We start from the raw sequence: 15,935 nt of genomic DNA, 5'->3' as shown, positions 1-15,935 counted from the left end.
CGCTTGCAGTTCGCCACCCCATACGAAACCCTCGAAGAGTACCTGTTGCAATGACCCGTTGAATCCGCCGCTAATCCGTGGTCGCACCGTCGATCAAGTTCCGTGCCTGCGGGGCAGAAGGTCGCACTGTCGATCAGAGTGCGCGCGGTCCCGTTGACGGGTCTCGCCATCGTTCGGCAAGTAGTTGGCTGGCTGCTCATAGCCAGAGAGAAGCTACTGCGCGGGGTAAGCCCATTCCCAGCCGTTGTTGCCAGAAGCTGGCTCCAAGAGCTCCGGGAGAATGATGACGCCCTCGGCAGTCGGCACATCGAAAATGATCTTGCCGGAAGTTTTCTCGCCAGCATTCACATCGACCGGGACGGTGTCTTCTTCAGGAAGGCACCCGTAGCCGTTGCCGATGATGTCATTGCCTGGCGTTACATTGCCGTCATTGTCCACCGCGCGGAACCCTCCCTGGCGCAAACTCACAGAGGGGTAGTAATTCCCCGCAGCGCTCAAGGTGCTCTGGGGTGCAACCTTCACGGATACGTCCATGACTACAAAGTGCCCGTTTTTGGGTGCCCGAGCGTATGGCCCGGTGCAGACCGGATCGACCTCGATCGAATGCACCATCATCGAGGCAAGCTCTCCCTGTTCTGGGGTTGATGTGGTGATTGAAGAGCCGGGCGCCATGGGGATAGTTCCCCGGTCGGTGAGTCCGGCTGTTTCTGGGGATTGAAGATCGGAGCCCGTGGCGGGGGAGTCTCCACCGCTTGATGCGGGGGCTTCGCTATCGGGCGCCACGCTTGGTGCCACCGCAACCGGCTCCTCGGGTTCTCCATTAGAAGAGCTTCCAACTTTGCCCAGGGCTATTCCGAGGATCAGCGTCAGCGCGAGGACCAGCACGGCACCGATGGCCGCCAGAACCCACGGCCAAACCTTCTTCTTTTGGGGTGCGGGGGAGGGGTAAGTGGGGACATAAGGCATGGCTGACTCCGTGGTTGCACTGGGGATACTTTCGAAATCTACATGACGCTTCAAGTACTTCATCAGCCATCACGTGAGTGGCAGTCGAGCTAGGCCCCGTCCGGGCGTGGAGATCAAGTTCGGTTGGCAAGTTGTCGAAGTGACGGGCGGGAGACACATGCACTTCCAGTGGCGCAAGTCATACGTCCCGAAAAGAAGCTCCCCGCAGCAACTAGTCAAACCATGTACAAGTTGGATACGATCAAACCGCAAGGTTTCAAGGATCTACAAGCTAGGGCCGAGCGCCCAGCGGTCACGCAACGAGATCACCCCTTGTTGACCCGCCGCAGATAATATACGATTTCGAATAACATCCGAGGATAACCAGAGGAGGCTCCATGACTGAGAGCGCTCAGAACGTTCCTTCCCAGGTCGCAGCGGTTCCGGTGAAGCCGGGCAAGATCATTGCCGTGCACCTGGCCTACGAATCCCGTGCTGCACAGCGTGGTCGCAAGCCGGCGGTTCCTTCGTACTTCATCAAGCCCTTCAGCTCCCTGGCCGGTTCCGGTGCTGAAATTGAGCGTCCTGCAGGCACCGAGCTGCTCGCCTACGAGGGTGAGATCGCTCTGGTGATTGGCAAGCCCGCCAAGAATGTCTCCCTAGAGAACGCTTGGGATCACGTGGCCGCTGTCACCGCTGCCAATGACTGGGGCGTCTACGACCTGCGCGCCGCGGACAAGGGTTCCAACCTGCGCAACAAGGGCCGCGACGGCTACACCCCGGTCGGCCCCGAGCTGATCGACGCCCGCAGGGTCAGCCCCGACCAGCTGCGCGTGCGTACCTGGGTCAACGGAGACCTGGTCCAGGATGACGTCACCGCCGGCGACCACATGATCTTCCCGCTCGCACAGTTCGTCGCGGACCTCTCGCAGCACGTCACGCTCGAAGAGGGCGATGTCATCTTGACCGGCACCCCGGCGGGATCGTCCGTGGCCCAGCCGGGCGACGTCGTCGAAATTGAAGTTGACGCTCCCCAGGCCGACGGCGCTCCGAGCACCGGCCGCCTGGTCAGTCGCGTCACCGAGGGCGCTGCGAGCTTTGATTCGAACCTGGGCGCGATGCCCGCTGTGGACGATAAGCAGCGCGAAGAAGCCTGGGGCTCCCGCGAAGAGGCCGGACTCCCGGCCGAAGAAACCAAGAGCCTGCCCGACGACCTGCGCGCCAAGCTCGAAAAGGCACCTACCGCCGGTCTGTCCGCGGAGTTGCGCAAGCGCGGCCTTAACAACGTGGTGATCGAGGGCGTCTACCCCCAGACGCCCGGCACCAAGATGGTGGGCACGGCCAAGACGCTGCGCTTCGTCCCGAACCGCGAGGACCTCTTCAAGTCCCACGGCGGCGGGTACAACACCCAGAAGCGAGTTTTTGACGCCGTGGGCCCGGGCGAAGTGATCGTGATCGAGGCCCGCGGTTCGGCAGGTTCCGGAACCCTCGGCGACATCCTGGCCCTGCGCGCCCAGTTCAACGGCGCGGCCGGTGTGGTCAGCGACGGCGGCGTGCGCGATTACGAGGCCGTCAAGGAGATTGGCTTGCCCGTCTTCGCCCAGACCGCTCACCCCGCCGTGCTCGGGCGCCGTCACGTCCCGTGGGACCAGGACATCGCCGTGGCCTGCGGCAACGCGACCGTCCTGCCCGGCGACGTGATCGTGGGCGACGACGACGGCGTGATCGTGATCCCGCGCGACATCGCCCAGGAGGTCGTGGACGCGGCACTGGCCAAGGAACACGAGGACGCCTGGGTGGCCGAACGCGTGGCCGAGGGCAACCCCGTCGACGGCCTGTTCCCACCCACGGGTGAATGGAAAGAAAAGTTCCAGCGGTGGCTCGCCGAGAATCCGGTTCCCGGCAACTGACACGGCTCACACGGAACTGATCGAGGACAGAGGCAACCCCATGGCAACCCCGGCTCGCACGGAAGCAGCTCAGAAACTCGGTAAGGCCCAGTACGCCTACGAGTGGATCAAGGTGCAGATCCTGGAGCAGTCCTTCACGCCCGGATACCGCCTGGTGCTCGCGAACATCGCCCAGACGTTGGGGATGTCCGTGGTGCCGGTGCGCGAAGCGATCCGGCGGCTGGAGGCCGAGGGGCTCGTGACGTTCGAGCGCAACGTGGGCGCCCGGGTGTCCATGGTGGACGGTGAGCAGTACCGCTACAGCATGGAGACCCTGGGGATCCTGGAGGGTGCGGCCACCGCGCAGTCGGCGGCGCACCTGACAGCGGCAGAGCTCGCGCAAGCGCGTGAGCTCAACGCCAAGCTCGAGGAATCACTCGAGAACTTCGACCCGGAGACCTTCACCGCCGTCAACCACCAGTTCCACCAAATCCTGGCGTGCCGGTGTCCGAACCAGCGCCTCAACGACCTGATCGCCGTGGAGTGGGAACGCCTGAACCACTTGCGCACCTCCACGTTCTCCTTTGTCCCCAATCGCGCTCGCGCCTCGGTGCACGAGCACCACCACATCCTGCATTTGATCGAGACCCACGCCCCCGCGGACGCCGTGGAGAAGGCAGTGCGCGAACACCGCACCGCCACGCTACGCAGCTACCTGAACAGCCGCGGGGACAACTGACCAACCGTCCCCACCCAGCACACACATTGGGAGTACACATGACTACGAACACCGACGCCAAGCCCGAAGGTCTGCCCGATTCCATCCGCCACTACATCAACGGCGAATGGGTGGACTCCATTGACGGAGACACCTTTGATGTCCTGAACCCGGTCACCAACGAGCCCTACATCAAGGCAGCCTCCGGCAAGAAGGCGGACATCGAAGCCGCCGTGGCCGCCGCCAAGACCGCGTTCGAAGAGGGCCCCTGGCCCAAGATGCTGCCCCGCGAGCGCTCTCGCGTGCTGCACAAGATCGCGGATATCGTGGAGTCCCGCGGTGACCAGCTGGCCGCCATGGAGTCCTACGACTCCGGTCTGCCCATCACCCAGGCGCTGGGCCAGGCCCGCCGCGCGGCGGAGAACTTTCGCTTCTTCGCGGACCTGATCGTGGCCCAGAGCGATGACACCTACAAGGTTCCCGGCCGCCAGGTGAACTACGTGAACCGCAAGCCCATCGGTGTGGCCGGCCTGATCACCCCGTGGAACACCCCGTTCATGCTCGAGTCCTGGAAGCTGGGCCCCGCGCTCGCCACCGGCAACACCGTGGTGCTCAAGCCCGCCGAGTTCACCCCGCTCTCCGCCTCCCTGTGGCCGGGCATCTTCGAGGAAGCCGGCGTTCCCGCCGGTGTGTTCAACCTGGTCAACGGCTACGGCGAAGAAGGCTACGCCGGCGATTCGCTGGTCAAGCACCCGGACGTACCGCTCATCTCCTTCACGGGTGAGTCCCGCACCGGGCAGATCATCTTTGCCAACGCCGCGCCCTACCTCAAGGGCCTGTCCATGGAGCTGGGCGGCAAGTCTCCGGCCATCGTCTTTGACGACGCCGATCTGGACGCCGCCATCAACGCCACCATCTTCGGTGTGTTCTCCCTCAACGGCGAGCGTTGCACCGCCGGTTCGCGCATCCTGGTTCAGCGCGGGGTCTACGACGAGTTCGTGGAGCGCTACGCGGCTCAGGCCAAGCGCGTAAAGGTGGGCCTGCCCTCGGATCCCACAACCGAGGTGGGCGCCCTGGTGCACCCGGAGCACTACGAGAAGGTCATGTCCTACGTGGAGCTCGGCAAGTCCGAGGCCCGTCTAGTGGCCGGCGGTGGTCGCCCCGAGGGCTTCGAGACCGGCAACTACGTGGCACCCACCGTGTTCGTGGACGTCAAGCCGGAGGCCCGGATCTTCCAGGAGGAGATCTTCGGTCCGGTCGTGGCGATCACTCCGTTCGATTCGGATGAGGAAGCACTCGAGCTGGCCAACAACACCAAGTACGGTCTGGCCGCTTACGTGTGGACCAGCGATCTGAAGCGTGCCCACAACTTCGCGCAGGACGTCGAGGCCGGCATGGTCTGGCTGAACTCCAACAACGTGCGTGATCTGCGCACCCCGTTCGGCGGCGTGAAGGCCTCCGGCCTGGGTCACGAGGGCGGCTACCGCTCCATCGACTTCTACACCGACCAGCAGGCCGTGCACATCAACCTGGGCGAGGTCCACAACCCGGTCTTCGGCAAGCAGGACTGACTCTGCGCTGCGGGTCGGTCAGTGCGACCGGCCCGCGGCTACGCAAGCACACTGCACGTGAAACTTTCGAACCCCACCACCTGATCACCCTCATCACGAAGGACAACCATCATGACGAATCCCGCAGACCGGACAATGACGTCCTCGGGCTTCTATGTATCCCAGGAAGCCCCGATCTCCACCGACAACCCGATCAAAACCCCTTCGGTTCCCGCGCCGGACATCCTGCGCTGCGCCTACATGGAGCTCGTGGTCACCGACCTCAAGCGCTCCCGCGACTTCTACGTGGACGTGCTGGGCCTGACCGTGACCGAAGAGGATGAGAACGTCATCTACCTGCGCTCCATCGAGGAGTTCATCCACCACAACCTGGTGCTGCGCAAGGGCCCGGTTGCCGCCGTGGCCGCATTCTCCTACCGCGTGCGCAGCCCGGAGGAACTCGACAAGGCCGTCGCCTTCTACGAGGAACTCGGCTGCCGCGTGGAGCGCAACAAAGACGGCTTCACCAAGGGCATCGGTGATTCGGTGCGCGTGGAGGACCCGCTGGGCTTCCCGTACGAGTTCTTCTACGACGTGGAGCACGTGGAACGCCTGGCTTGGCGTTACGACCTCTACACCCCCGGCGCCTTGGTGCGACTGGACCACTTCAACCAGGTCACCCCGGACGTTCCCCGCGCCACCAAGTTCATGCAGGACCTGGGCTTCCGCGTGACCGAGGACATCCAGGACGAAGAGGGCACCGTCTACGCCGCGTGGATGCGCCGCAAGCCCACCGTGCACGACACCGCCATGACCGGTGGCGACGGCCCCCGCATGCACCACGTAGCCTTCGCGACCCACGAGAAGCACAACATTCTGGCGATCTGCGACAAGCTCGGTGCCCTGCGCCAGTCGGACAAGATCGAGCGCGGTCCCGGCCGCCACGGTGTGTCCAACGCGTTCTACCTCTACCTGCGCGACCCGGACGGTCACCGCGTGGAGATCTACACCCAGGACTACTACACCGGCGACCCGGACAACCCCGTGGTCACGTGGGATGTCCACGACAATCAGCGCCGCGACTGGTGGGGCACGCCCGTGGTCCCGTCCTGGTACACCGAGGCTTCCTTGGTGCTCGACCTGGACGGCAACCCGCAGGAAGTCATTGCCCGCACGGACGAGTCTGAAATGGCCGCGACCATCGGCGCGGACGGCTTCTCCTACACCCGCGCCTCCGAGGGCGAGGAGTCCATGCCCGATTGGAAGAAGGGCGAGTACAAGCTGGGCAACCAGCTCTGACCACTCGACTTTCGTGATTGACGACGACGCCGCCGGGCCGTTCCGCGCCCGCGGCGGCCGAGCGGCGTCGTCGCCAGTGAAACCCGACCAACGCGAGGGAGACCCCATGCTGGAGCAGGAACGCATCACCAAGATCGCGGACGATCTGGCCGCGGCCGAACGCGACCGCACCATGATTCCGCGGCTCACGCAGCAGTACCCGGAGATGACCGTGGAGGATTCCTACGCGGTGCAGAACGAGTGGCGCCGCCGCAGTGAGGAATCCGGGCGCCGCCTGGTGGGCCGCAAGATCGGCCTGACGTCCAAGGTCATGCAGGAGGCCACGGGCATCAGCGAACCCGATTACGGTGCGATTTTCGCCGATCAGGTCTACGAGAACGGCTCCGTGATCAAGCACGATCAGTACTCGAACGTGCGCATTGAAGTGGAATTGGCGTTCGTGCTCAAGGACGAGCTCAAGGGTCCGAACGTGAGCATTTTCGACGTGCTGCGCGCCACCGAATACGTGGTTCCTGCCCTGGAGATCCTGAGCTCGCGCATCGAGATGGAGGGTCGCACCATCGTCGATACCATCTCGGACAACGCCGCCCTGGGCGCCATGGTCTACGGCGGCAACCCGGTGGCCCCGGATGCCGTGGACCTGCGCTGGGTCTCCGCGCTGCTGTACCGCAACGAGACCATTGAGGACACCGGCGTGGCCGCCGCCGTGCTTAACCACCCGGCCAACGGTGTGGTGTGGCTGGCCAACAAGCTGGCCGCCCACAACGATTCGCTGCCTGCCGGGAGCATCATCCTGGCCGGCTCGTTCACCAAGCCCATGTGGGTCCATCCCGGTGACACCGTGCATGCCGATTACGGAGATTTGGGAGCCATTACATGTCGCTTCGAGTGAACAACCTGATTCAGTCCTTCCGAGCGGAGGACGCGGCGAACCTGCCGGGTGCGCTGCCGAGCCTCAAGGACCTCTTTCCGTTGGCTGACGGCGAGCAACCGGTCGTGGGAATCTTCCACTCGTCCGGTGACCCCACCGCCGCCGAAATCCTTGCCGGCACCGGTTTCGACTACCTGCTGATCGACGGTGAGCACTCGACGCTGTCCCTGGAGACCATCCAATCCGTGCTGCGGGCGATGGCCGCCTATCCCACGCTGGGCATGGTGCGGGTTCCGGCCAACGACGAGGTCATCATCAAGCAGTACCTGGACCTGGGCGTTCAGACCCTGGTGGTGCCCATGGTCGATTCGGTCTCAGAAGCCCAGGCCGCCGCGCGTGCGGTGGCTTACCCGCCCGAGGGCGTGCGCGGCGTCGGCTCCGCACTGGCCCGTTCCGGGCGCTGGAACCGCATCCCCGACTACCTGGCGCGAGCGCGCGAGACCATCACGCTGATCGTGCAGGCCGAATCCGCGGCCTCGGTGGAGAACATCACCGAGATCGCGGCGGTCGAGGGCGTCGAAGGCGTGTTCATCGGCCCGTCCGACCTGGCCGCCTCCATGGGGCTGATCGGTCAACAAACTCATCCGGACGTGGTCGCCGCCGTCAAGCACGTCATCACCGAGGTCAAGGCCGCGGGCAAGTTCGTGGGCGTCAACGCCTTCGCCCAGGAACAGGCGCGGGACTACCTCGCCGCGGGGGCGGACTTCGTCAACGTGGGCGCCGACGTCGCTCTGCTCGCCAACGGCAGCCGGGCCCTGTTGGAGGCTTTTCAGAAGTAGGCGTTGTTTAGGCTGACGTCATGGCCACGCAGTTCAACTCCTGAACTGGCCCAGGTCGGGAGACACGGAGAAGGCCCGGGTAGCGATCGCTACCCGGGCCTTCGATGTCCGGTCCTTTCGGGGCCGGGTCGGGGTTCGTCCAAAGTCTGGACGGGATGATTAGCCACCGGACACCGCGGTGTCGCCGAGTCGGATCGACTGCAGGATGGCCTTGACCGTGGGGACGTCCGTGTAGGTCGTGTCGACCTTGTGCAAAATCTCCTTTGCTTCCTCATGCGACAGTGCCTGGTTGGTCACGGTGGGCGGAGTTGCGAAGAACTCAACCCAGAGTTCACCCGTGCCGGAGCCGTTCAGCAGTGACACCATGCCCGAGGAGTTGACCTGCGTGAGCCCATACAGCGCCTGATCCTTGTCTGCGGACTCGGGGCTGTGAACATACGCGGAGTAGGTGTTCACCGGGCTACCCAGCTGTTCAGTGATGGGTGATTCCACTCCACCATCTCCCATGGTCCTGGTGGAGGTGAACCACTCCTCGGTGGCCGGTCGCATGTCCGTGGTGGCAACGCGGCCGGTGAACTCGCCCGAGGGGCTCGTCAGCTCCAAGTAGCCTTGGTCAGTTTTCGCCGTCCATGACGACGGGTACTTCAGCGAGTACCGTCCGTCGGGAGCGGTGTAGGTCTCCGTCAACGCCTCCGCTTCACCTTGAGCGGGCGGCTCGGGGGAGGCCTCCGGGGTGATCTCGACGGACTTCAGGATGGCCTGAGTCGTCGCACCGTTCTCCGATGTCACCGCCTTCTCGGTGGCCTCCGCGGCCTCCGCGTCCGTCAGGGCCTTGCCGGTCGTGTTCACGCCGGTCTGCTCGAAGGAGGCCCACAGCTCTTCCTTGCTGTTGGTCTTGCCCAACCCCACCATGCCGCTGGCGTTGACCTGAGTCAGTCCGTGCGCCACGACATCCTGTTCGGGACTGTCCCCAGCCTTGAAGCCGGAGTAGAGGCTCACCGTGGTGCCCAGAAGTTCGGTGAGACGCTCAGCGGGATAGGAGTTCTTGTGGTCGAGGTGGCGATCCGTAAACCATTCCTCACCCGGGGCGTACGTGCCAGTTGCGGATACGTGGCCGGTCACGGTGCCGTCAGGGCTGGTCAGTTCCAGGTAGCCCTTATCGGTCGTGGCTTTCCATGAGGACGGGTACTTCACGGAGTAGCTCTCGTCTGGAGCCGTGTAGGTCTCCGTGAGGGCACCCGTTGTCTGTTCCGCACCGGTCGCGGCGGGTTGTGCGGTTCCGCTGTGCGCCGTCGACGACGCCGCGCTCGGCGTGGTCCCGGACGCGTCCAGCGCCGTGGTTTGTTGCGTTTCGGACGCTGTGCTTGCCGGGGTTGAAGTGCTGCACCCGGTCAAGGCGATAGTGGTGGATATTCCAAGGGTTATAGCCCAGTTGCGGGCTTTTCTCTGTGCCATGTCTTCGAGTCTTCCGAGACTGCCGGTGGTTTGCAATGGTAAACGGCGGATCGTAATAGACCTGTGATGTGAACCACAAAAAGTTAGTTGACATGGTTGAACGTTCTTGAGAGGCGTGTGAAACCCCCATCTTGATAGTGTCGTGAAGCACTCGGGCACAAGCGCCGCGCCCCACGACCTGACAGCCAATGAGAGATTCCCATGACTGATACCGAGGCCAATAACACGGCGAATAAACCGTCCGGCTCAGCACCGAGCACCGCATCAGATTCTGCGGAACAGCCGCGGCGCGACGGGCCTGTGATCCGCGCGCTCAGCGTGGTGGAGGTGCTGGGTAACAAGCTTCCGGACCCGTTCTGGTTGTTCGTGATCCTTGCGGGTATCGTCGTGGCGCTGTCCTCGCTGATGGCCAACCTGGGAGTCACCGCCGTCAATCCTGCAGACGGCGAAGAAGTAGCCATTCAGAACCTTCTGACCTCAGAAGGTGCCCAGCGGATGCTGGGGGAGGCTGTCGAGAATTTCGCCACGTTCCCGCCCCTGGGTGTGGTGATCACCGTGCTTCTGGGTGTGGCCGTTGCCGAACGCACCGGTTTGATCAACACGGCCGTCAAGCTCGTGGTCTCACGTGTCTCGGCCGGCTGGTTGACCTTTGTCCTGGCCCTCGCCGGTGTCACGGGTTCCATTGCCTCTGACGCCATTGTGGTGGTGCTGATCCCCCTGGGTGCTGCGGCGTTCAAGGCTGCCGGGCGCTCTGCCGTGCTGGGTGCCGTGATCGCCTTCGTGTCTTCATCGGCCGGCTTCAACGCGTCATTGCTCGTGAACCTGACCGACCCGCTGTTGGGTGGTATCACGCAGTCCGCCGCGCAACTGGTGGATCCGGAGTACACGGTTTCGCCCATTGCCAACTACTTCTTCTCCGCGGCATCTGCCGTGGTGTTGGCGCTGACCATCACGCTGGTGTCCGAACTGGTTCTGACCAAGCTCGCCAAGCGCTTCGAGACTCACGAACTCAGTGAAGATGAGGCAAGCGACCGCGCCGAACAGAGCTCGGGCGACGAGGCCGCCACCATGACCTCCGAAAACCTCACGGTGACGTCCAAGCGCGAGATCAAGGGGCTCTATGCGGCGTTGATCGCCCTGGCGATCGGTTTGGCCATTTACTTCACGCTGATGTTCATGCCCAATACGCCGTTCCCCGGTGAGGACGGAACACCGCTCACATCGGTCCTGATCAGCGGCGTGGCCGTTCCGATCGCTCTGCTGTTCTTCCTGTGCGGTGCCGTCTACGGCTGGGTTGCCGGCACACTGAAGAACTTCTCGGAGATCCCCTCCATGATGGCCTCGGCCATCACCCAGGTGGCCCCGCTCATCGTGTTGTTCTTTGCCGCATCCCAGTTCATTGCATGGTTCGGCTGGTCCAACATGGGCACGGTACTGGCCATCAAGGGCTCGGAGTTCCTCGGGGATGCCGGTGTCCCGACCGTGGTGCTGTTCGCCGGTTTGGTGCTCATCGTGGCGGTGCTCAACATCCTGATCACCTCGGGTTCCGCGCAGTGGACGTTGACCGCGCCCGTGGTGGTGCCCATGTTCATGTACCTGTCCATTCCGCCCGAGACCACGCAGATGCTGTTCCGTATCGGTGACTCGCCCTCCAACGTGGTGTCCCCGCTGAACCCGTTCTTCGCCATGACCCTGGGCTTCATGCAGCGCTGGTACCCCAAGGCGGGCATCGGCACGCTGATGTCCCTGACCATCCCGGTGTCCATCGCAATGCTGGTGGTCTGGTTCCTGTTCTTCCTCGCATGGTGGGGTCTGGGTATTCCGCTGGGCCCGGGTTCTCCCACCCGCTGATCACTCACGGGGGTGCCCGCGCGGCGTCGTCGGCGTGACCTACCCATGAAATAAGGTTCCCTATCCCCGATTCCAGCGCTGGAATCGGGGATACGGAACCTTAAATCACGCTTGGACGGCTAAGCCCTGAGGTGACTCAGCGCTCCTCGCGCGGGGTGATGTAGCGCTCGCCGTGCTCGGTTTCCTCGAGGTCGTAGTCGCGCTCTTGTTGTTGCACGCGGTCCTCGACGGCGCGCGAATGGGTAATCGGCTCGGGGCCGCCCGTGTTCTCCGGGGTGCCGTAGGTTTCGGCCTCTGAACTGTCTCCGTCGCGGTCGGCGCGAGCGGCCTCGCTGAGATCGCGGCCTTGTGGGGAGTTCATGTCCCCTCCGGCGGTCGGCAAGTTGGGAACATTGGGGTCATGTCGACCCGCGGGCGGTTGGAATTTGCGCCCCGCCGCCATATCGGACGAGTTGACGTCGTGACCGTGCTGCGCCTCGACTTCTGCGGCATCCACGTTGGGGAAGCCCGTTTCCTTGACAGCCTTGGGAGGTCTGCCGCTGCCGCGGGCGGCTTTCTCGTCCGAGCGCGCGGCCTCGGCGCTGGTGGCGCCGTCTGTGTTGCGATTGTGGGCGTGGTGCGCGGGGTTGTCCGCGTCGTCGTCGGACTTCGCGCGACGGCCGGTCTCGTGATCGTCGTCGCGGCTCACGGGCTGATCGGGGTCGTCGATTTGGCCGGCCGAAGCAATGGGGTCGGAATTCTCGGGTCGTTTTGTCATTGCTGCCTCCTCATCAGGGGTGTCACGGATGACACTCGTTAATTTCAATATTGGCACTGAACCGTCCAAAACGTAAGCATCCTGATGGGGGTGGTCCCCAGGACGGCACGAGGAAGAGCCGGGAACCGCGTATGCGATCCCCAGCCCTCTCCCGGCGCTAACCTCTCCCCGTCAGCGCGGTGTCAGCCCAGGTGGTGGACGGTTCCCAGAATGTTTTGGGCCGCCAGGTGGTCCGGATGGTTGGGGATTTCGTCGAGTACCTGCTCGATCTGCTCGCCGGTCAGCGGGGGAGTCCCTTCGCCAATGATCGAGTACAGCTGGATGTCGACCACGCGCCCGTCCCCCAGGGTCAACCCCGATGCGCCGGTGGTGGGGTCCTGAAGGCGCCAGCTCAACCGATCGGTGTTGAATGGGCCATCGGTACGTCCCACCACCACGTTCGCGGCGTGATCCGGTCCCTGGGCTTGGCCGTAGACGGTGCGGGTGTGCGTCATCGCGGGCTCAGGGGCGCCCGCCTCACGGATGTTGATTCCACCCTCGATGTAGTTGTCCGTACTGGTGATGCTCATGGACGTATCGGAGGTGGCAAAAACGTTCCAATGCTCCGGGTATGCGAAGAACAATCGCCCCTGATCCATCGCGGCCAACTTCATGCCCGGGGCGTACTTACCGTTGGTGTCCAGACCCACCTGGGGTGAGTTCTCCGGAGCCACCACGGGGTAACCACCGCTTCCCGGCGCCGGGGATTCCACTGTCGGGGCCGACGGCGCTGCCGGTGCCTCGGTCGCGGGGGTTCCGGGGTTCTCGGCCGGTGGCGCTTCCGTGGCAGGTGGAGGTTGTTCCGTCACGGCGGGGATCTCCGGTGCTGGAGTGCCGTCGGCGCCCGTTGAGGGAGCTGCCACCGGTGCGGATACCGCGGGTGCTGCGGTCGTCGGAATGGAAGAAACGGGAGCGGTAATAGCGGGCTGGGTGTCGGAAGTGCGAGCGGGGGCGGGGTTTTCGGTCGTGCGGCTGGGGGCGGTATTGGCGGGTTTTTTCGGGGTGGAATCGGCGGGTGCGGCGACTGATGTGCCGTCCCCCTGATTCGACGGCGGAGCGGCGGACAGGGCCCCGCATCCGGTGAGAGCGAAAGCGGCGGTGAGTCCGAGGGAGGTAGCCCAAAACCGGGCTTTCATGTGAGTCATGTCACCTACCCTGAGCTACCATGCGCTTCTTTGCAATAGCGAATTTGCTTAAGTTATCAAGCTGTGACCTGGGGCTTAGTTCGGTAACGGGCTGGTCTCGGCCGGGCGGTCCGTGTGGGCGTACTGGGACCAGCTTCCGGGGAACAGTCGCCCGCGACCCAGCCCCGCGAACTCGGCCACCAGCAGGTTGTGGCACGCCGTCACGCCCGAGCCGCAGTAGGAAATCATGTCGCTCGCATCCGTGACTCCTGCGGCCTCGAAGTGCTGACGCAATTGCTCAATGGGCTGCAGGGTCTTGTCCGCGGCCAGGTGTTCGCGGGCAGGCACGTTATGGGCGCCGGGGATGTGCCCCGAACGCGGGTCCACGGGGTCCGGGCCGTGGCCGTCGAAACGAGTGCGGTCGCGAGCATCAACCACCGCGCCGCCGCTGGCTGCTTCGTCGATGGTGGCCAGTGACTCGCGGGGCCACGGCACGGGTGTGAACTGGGCTGAGTCGGGAGTGACGCAACGGGTTTCCAGCGAGGCGGCAGGGAAGGCGTCGATGCCGCCGTCCAGCAGGGCGGCGTCGTGACCCGTGGTGCGCAGCATCCAGACGAGACGTGCTGCCATCACTCCACCGGCGTCGTCGTAAGCGACCACCGTGGAGTCATCACCGATGCCCGCGGCGGACATGGCCGCAGCAAAGTCCTCTGGTGAGGGGAGCGGATGGCGGCCGCCCTCAGGGGATGGGGACGCGGCCAAGGCCTCGGAAACGTCCACGAACACAGCACCGGGCAGATGTCCTTGCAGGTAGGCGGCGCGGGCGCTGCGGCCGTCCAGGTACATGCGGGCGTCCGCAAGGACCACGGAATCCCGATGTTCCTGCAGCCAGTCGGCGGTGACGAACGGTTCCATGAGGGTCTCCCTTCGAGCGTGTATCGCCACTCTACGACGCCGCTCAGCTCGCCGGAATGCCCGCACGTTACCGTTTGGTATGACTAAAAATCTGTTGCAGCGACGCAAAAGCGCTCACAAGTCCGCACTGTTCACGGGTCTGGCGCTCACCGGAATGGGTGCCCTGCACCTCGTGAAGCCGGAACCGTTCGAGCGGTTGATTCCCGAGCAGCTACCCGGAACTGCGCGGGACTGGGCGATCGGATCGGGGTATGCGGAACTGGCGACTGCCGGGCTCCTGCTGGTCCCCGCAACCCGCAAGCTGGGCGGTATCGCGGCCACGGCGCTGTTTATCGGGGTGTGGCCGGGCAACATGAAAATGGCGTGGGACTGGCGCCACCGGCCGATCGAGAAGCAACTGATTTCCCTGGGGCGCCTGCCGTTGCAGATCCCCATGATCGCGAGCGCGGTCAAGATCGCCAAGTACGCCTGACGGTTAGGTTGCCTCCGAGGCGCGTACCCACCGGGAGTGGGCCGTGCTGGCAAACACTGAGATCCCCAGCCCCGCGACCGCCCCGATGCTGAAAATGGTGCCGAACTGAGCGGCGTCGGCGAGATCGGCCGTGACGAACGTGCCGGCGGCCGCGCCCAGGAACAGCGACGTGACGAAGAACGAGATGGTGGTGGCGCGGGCCTCCGGGGAGACCTCGGTGGCCCAGCCCTGCACGGAGGAATGCAGGACCGCGTTGGCCAGCCCGATGCACACGGCCGTGATGGTCAGCGGGACCGGCGTGGCGGAAATGGCGGAGGCACCCATACCGAGCACCATGATCACGCCTCCCCACACCATGCATTGGGTGCGTGTGAAGCGTCGGGACAGCACTCGCATGATGGGGGCGCCCGCCACCACGCCCAGGCCGTAGGTCGCGCCGAGCACTCCGGCCAGTGCCACGCTCACCCCCGCGCTCTGGAGAGCGGGAACTACGTAGGTCAGGATGCCCACGAGCACGATGCCCTCCGTGAAGGCCACCGCGTAGACGATGAGCGGCCACTTGGTGAACGCGCTTCCCTTGGCCGCTGAGGTTCGCGCGGGCCTGGGGGCGCGCACGTGACGCAACAGGATCAGCAACGCCAGGCACGCCACGGCCACGATGCCGAAGACCACACGCCAACTGAGCCACGCCGCGATCGCGCCGGTGGTCAGCGTGGCCACGGCATTGCCGATCGATGAATAGGCAAGTAAGTCCGAAAGCGCATGTACCTTGGCCGGGCCGATGCGTGTGTCCCCGATGAGCGTGAGCAGCGTGGGATACAGCGCGCCCACGGTGAGGCCGGTGAAGCCGCGGGCGATCAACAGCAACGCGTAACCACTGGCCAGAACGCTGGCGATCGAACCGAGCACCACTCCGATCAGCGCGACCCGCAGTACGATGTGACGCCCCCAGCGGTCACTGAGCACACCCCACAGCGGTTGCCCCAGGGCATAAAGCAGCGAGTACACGGTGAACAACTGGACCACCTGGCGCACATCCAGGCCGGTGTCGCTGGACATGATCAGCAACATGGGCGGGGTGCCGAACCGGTCGAAGAAGGACACGAACCCCACAGCGCCCAGCGTCCACGTGGGGACCTGTGCGGGTTGGCCGGCGCTCGCGGGTGAATTCATGCTCTCCATCCTGCACCCCGATCCGGATACGCTGGAAA

Annotated in this window: 14 protein-coding genes; 8 read left to right on the top strand and 6 right to left on the bottom strand. The window is 64.5% G+C overall.

All coding sequences use genetic code 11. The features are described 5' to 3' along the window. Positions 1-213 precede the first annotated feature (213 nt). Entirely contained in the window at positions 214-966 is a 753-nt protein-coding gene (locus ABD283_RS14115; protein ID WP_344225573.1) for a DUF4352 domain-containing protein, read from the bottom strand. Positions 967-1,343: 377 nt separating this feature from the next. Here ABD283_RS14115 and ABD283_RS14110 point away from each other — a divergent pair, with 377 nt between their 5' ends. From ABD283_RS14110 to ABD283_RS14085, 6 genes are all read left to right on the top strand, one after another. After that, positions 1,344-2,855 carry a fumarylacetoacetate hydrolase family protein gene (locus ABD283_RS14110; RefSeq protein WP_344225572.1) on the top strand — a complete coding sequence of 504 codons (1,512 nt, stop codon included), beginning with the start codon at positions 1,344-1,346 and terminating at the stop codon, positions 2,853-2,855. A gap of 40 nt (positions 2,856-2,895) precedes the next feature. Next, positions 2,896-3,573, top strand: coding sequence for a GntR family transcriptional regulator (locus ABD283_RS14105; RefSeq protein WP_344225571.1), 678 nt, complete (start codon positions 2,896-2,898; stop codon positions 3,571-3,573). A 38-nt stretch (positions 3,574-3,611) separates the two neighbouring features. Continuing rightward, positions 3,612-5,123 (top strand): 5-carboxymethyl-2-hydroxymuconate semialdehyde dehydrogenase, encoded by a 1,512-nt coding sequence (hpaE, locus tag ABD283_RS14100; RefSeq protein ID WP_344225570.1) that lies wholly within the window; start codon positions 3,612-3,614, stop codon positions 5,121-5,123. Between the two features lie 111 nt (positions 5,124-5,234). Further along, the gene (hpaD, locus tag ABD283_RS14095; protein ID WP_129702446.1) at positions 5,235-6,401 is read left to right on the top strand and encodes a 3,4-dihydroxyphenylacetate 2,3-dioxygenase; all 1,167 of its coding nucleotides are present in this window, start codon (positions 5,235-5,237) and stop codon (positions 6,399-6,401) included. Positions 6,402-6,507: 106 nt separating this feature from the next. Further along, entirely contained in the window at positions 6,508-7,293 is a 786-nt protein-coding gene (gene hpaH, locus ABD283_RS14090) for a 2-oxo-hept-4-ene-1,7-dioate hydratase (RefSeq protein WP_344225577.1), read from the top strand. Then, a complete protein-coding gene (locus ABD283_RS14085) occupies positions 7,278-8,111 on the top strand; it encodes an HpcH/HpaI aldolase family protein (protein WP_344225569.1) in 834 nt (277 codons plus the stop codon). Before hpaH ends, ABD283_RS14085 begins: the two co-directional genes overlap by 16 nt. 159 nt (positions 8,112-8,270) lie before the next feature. Here the strand turns inward: ABD283_RS14085 and ABD283_RS14080 are convergent, their stop codons facing one another. Then, on the bottom strand, positions 8,271-9,566 hold the full coding sequence (locus ABD283_RS14080) for a hypothetical protein (RefSeq protein WP_344225568.1): 1,296 nt from the start codon (positions 9,564-9,566) through the stop codon (positions 8,271-8,273). Positions 9,567-9,767: 201 nt separating this feature from the next. On the opposite strand from ABD283_RS14080, the gene ABD283_RS14075 reads away from it, so the two are divergent. Further along, complete coding sequence (locus ABD283_RS14075; RefSeq protein WP_344225567.1) at positions 9,768-11,417, top strand: AbgT family transporter; 1,650 nt, start codon at positions 9,768-9,770, stop codon at positions 11,415-11,417. A 136-nt stretch (positions 11,418-11,553) separates the two neighbouring features. Here ABD283_RS14075 and ABD283_RS14070 read toward each other — a convergent pair whose 3' ends face one another. The 3 genes from ABD283_RS14070 to ABD283_RS14060 all read right to left on the bottom strand — a co-directional run bounded on the left by ABD283_RS14070 (position 11,554) and on the right by ABD283_RS14060 (position 14,252). Beyond that, on the bottom strand, positions 11,554-12,174 hold the full coding sequence (locus ABD283_RS14070) for a hypothetical protein (protein WP_344225566.1): 621 nt from the start codon (positions 12,172-12,174) through the stop codon (positions 11,554-11,556). Between the two features lie 182 nt (positions 12,175-12,356). Then, on the bottom strand, positions 12,357-13,358 hold the full coding sequence (locus ABD283_RS14065) for a hypothetical protein (protein ID WP_259915842.1): 1,002 nt from the start codon (positions 13,356-13,358) through the stop codon (positions 12,357-12,359). Between the two features lie 75 nt (positions 13,359-13,433). Further along, positions 13,434-14,252 (bottom strand): sulfurtransferase, encoded by an 819-nt coding sequence (locus ABD283_RS14060; protein ID WP_344225565.1) that lies wholly within the window; start codon positions 14,250-14,252, stop codon positions 13,434-13,436. A gap of 79 nt (positions 14,253-14,331) precedes the next feature. On the opposite strand from ABD283_RS14060, the gene ABD283_RS14055 reads away from it, so the two are divergent. Beyond that, positions 14,332-14,724: a DoxX family protein gene (locus tag ABD283_RS14055; protein WP_016997644.1), complete on the top strand. Its 393-nt coding sequence runs from the start codon at positions 14,332-14,334 to the stop codon at positions 14,722-14,724. A gap of 3 nt (positions 14,725-14,727) precedes the next feature. On the opposite strand, the gene ABD283_RS14050 is transcribed toward ABD283_RS14055, so the two are convergent. After that, the gene (locus tag ABD283_RS14050) at positions 14,728-15,897 is read right to left on the bottom strand and encodes an MFS transporter (protein ID WP_344225564.1); all 1,170 of its coding nucleotides are present in this window, start codon (positions 15,895-15,897) and stop codon (positions 14,728-14,730) included. Positions 15,898-15,935 lie beyond the last annotated feature (38 nt).

Origin of the sequence: Kocuria atrinae (assembly GCF_039531425.1) — a bacterium.
GTDB classification, from domain to species: Bacteria; Actinomycetota; Actinomycetes; order Actinomycetales; family Micrococcaceae; genus Kocuria; species Kocuria atrinae.
The sequence above is the reverse complement of the archived record's forward strand: the minus strand, read 5'-3'. Positions and strand labels throughout refer to the sequence as shown.

Excerpts from the sequence above, each read along its gene's own strand:
- ABD283_RS14075 (WP_344225567.1), top strand. The coding sequence starts at position 9,768 with ATGACTGATACCGAGGCCAATAACACGGCGAATAAACCGTCCGGCTCA.
- ABD283_RS14050 (WP_344225564.1), bottom strand. The coding sequence starts at position 15,897 with ATGAATTCACCCGCGAGCGCCGGCCAACCCGCACAGGTCCCCACGTGG.
- hpaD (WP_129702446.1), top strand. The coding sequence starts at position 5,235 with ATGACGAATCCCGCAGACCGGACAATGACGTCCTCGGGCTTCTATGTA.
- hpaE (WP_344225570.1), top strand. The coding sequence starts at position 3,612 with ATGACTACGAACACCGACGCCAAGCCCGAAGGTCTGCCCGATTCCATC.
- ABD283_RS14110 (WP_344225572.1), top strand. The coding sequence starts at position 1,344 with ATGACTGAGAGCGCTCAGAACGTTCCTTCCCAGGTCGCAGCGGTTCCG.
- ABD283_RS14055 (WP_016997644.1), top strand. The coding sequence starts at position 14,332 with ATGACTAAAAATCTGTTGCAGCGACGCAAAAGCGCTCACAAGTCCGCA.
- ABD283_RS14085 (WP_344225569.1), top strand. The coding sequence starts at position 7,278 with ATGTCGCTTCGAGTGAACAACCTGATTCAGTCCTTCCGAGCGGAGGAC.
- ABD283_RS14070 (WP_344225566.1), bottom strand. The coding sequence starts at position 12,174 with ATGACAAAACGACCCGAGAATTCCGACCCCATTGCTTCGGCCGGCCAA.
- ABD283_RS14105 (WP_344225571.1), top strand. The coding sequence starts at position 2,896 with ATGGCAACCCCGGCTCGCACGGAAGCAGCTCAGAAACTCGGTAAGGCC.
- ABD283_RS14060 (WP_344225565.1), bottom strand. The coding sequence starts at position 14,252 with ATGGAACCGTTCGTCACCGCCGACTGGCTGCAGGAACATCGGGATTCC.
- hpaH (WP_344225577.1), top strand. The coding sequence starts at position 6,508 with ATGCTGGAGCAGGAACGCATCACCAAGATCGCGGACGATCTGGCCGCG.
- ABD283_RS14080 (WP_344225568.1), bottom strand. The coding sequence starts at position 9,566 with ATGGCACAGAGAAAAGCCCGCAACTGGGCTATAACCCTTGGAATATCC.
- ABD283_RS14065 (WP_259915842.1), bottom strand. The coding sequence starts at position 13,358 with ATGACTCACATGAAAGCCCGGTTTTGGGCTACCTCCCTCGGACTCACC.
- ABD283_RS14115 (WP_344225573.1), bottom strand. The coding sequence starts at position 966 with ATGCCTTATGTCCCCACTTACCCCTCCCCCGCACCCCAAAAGAAGAAG.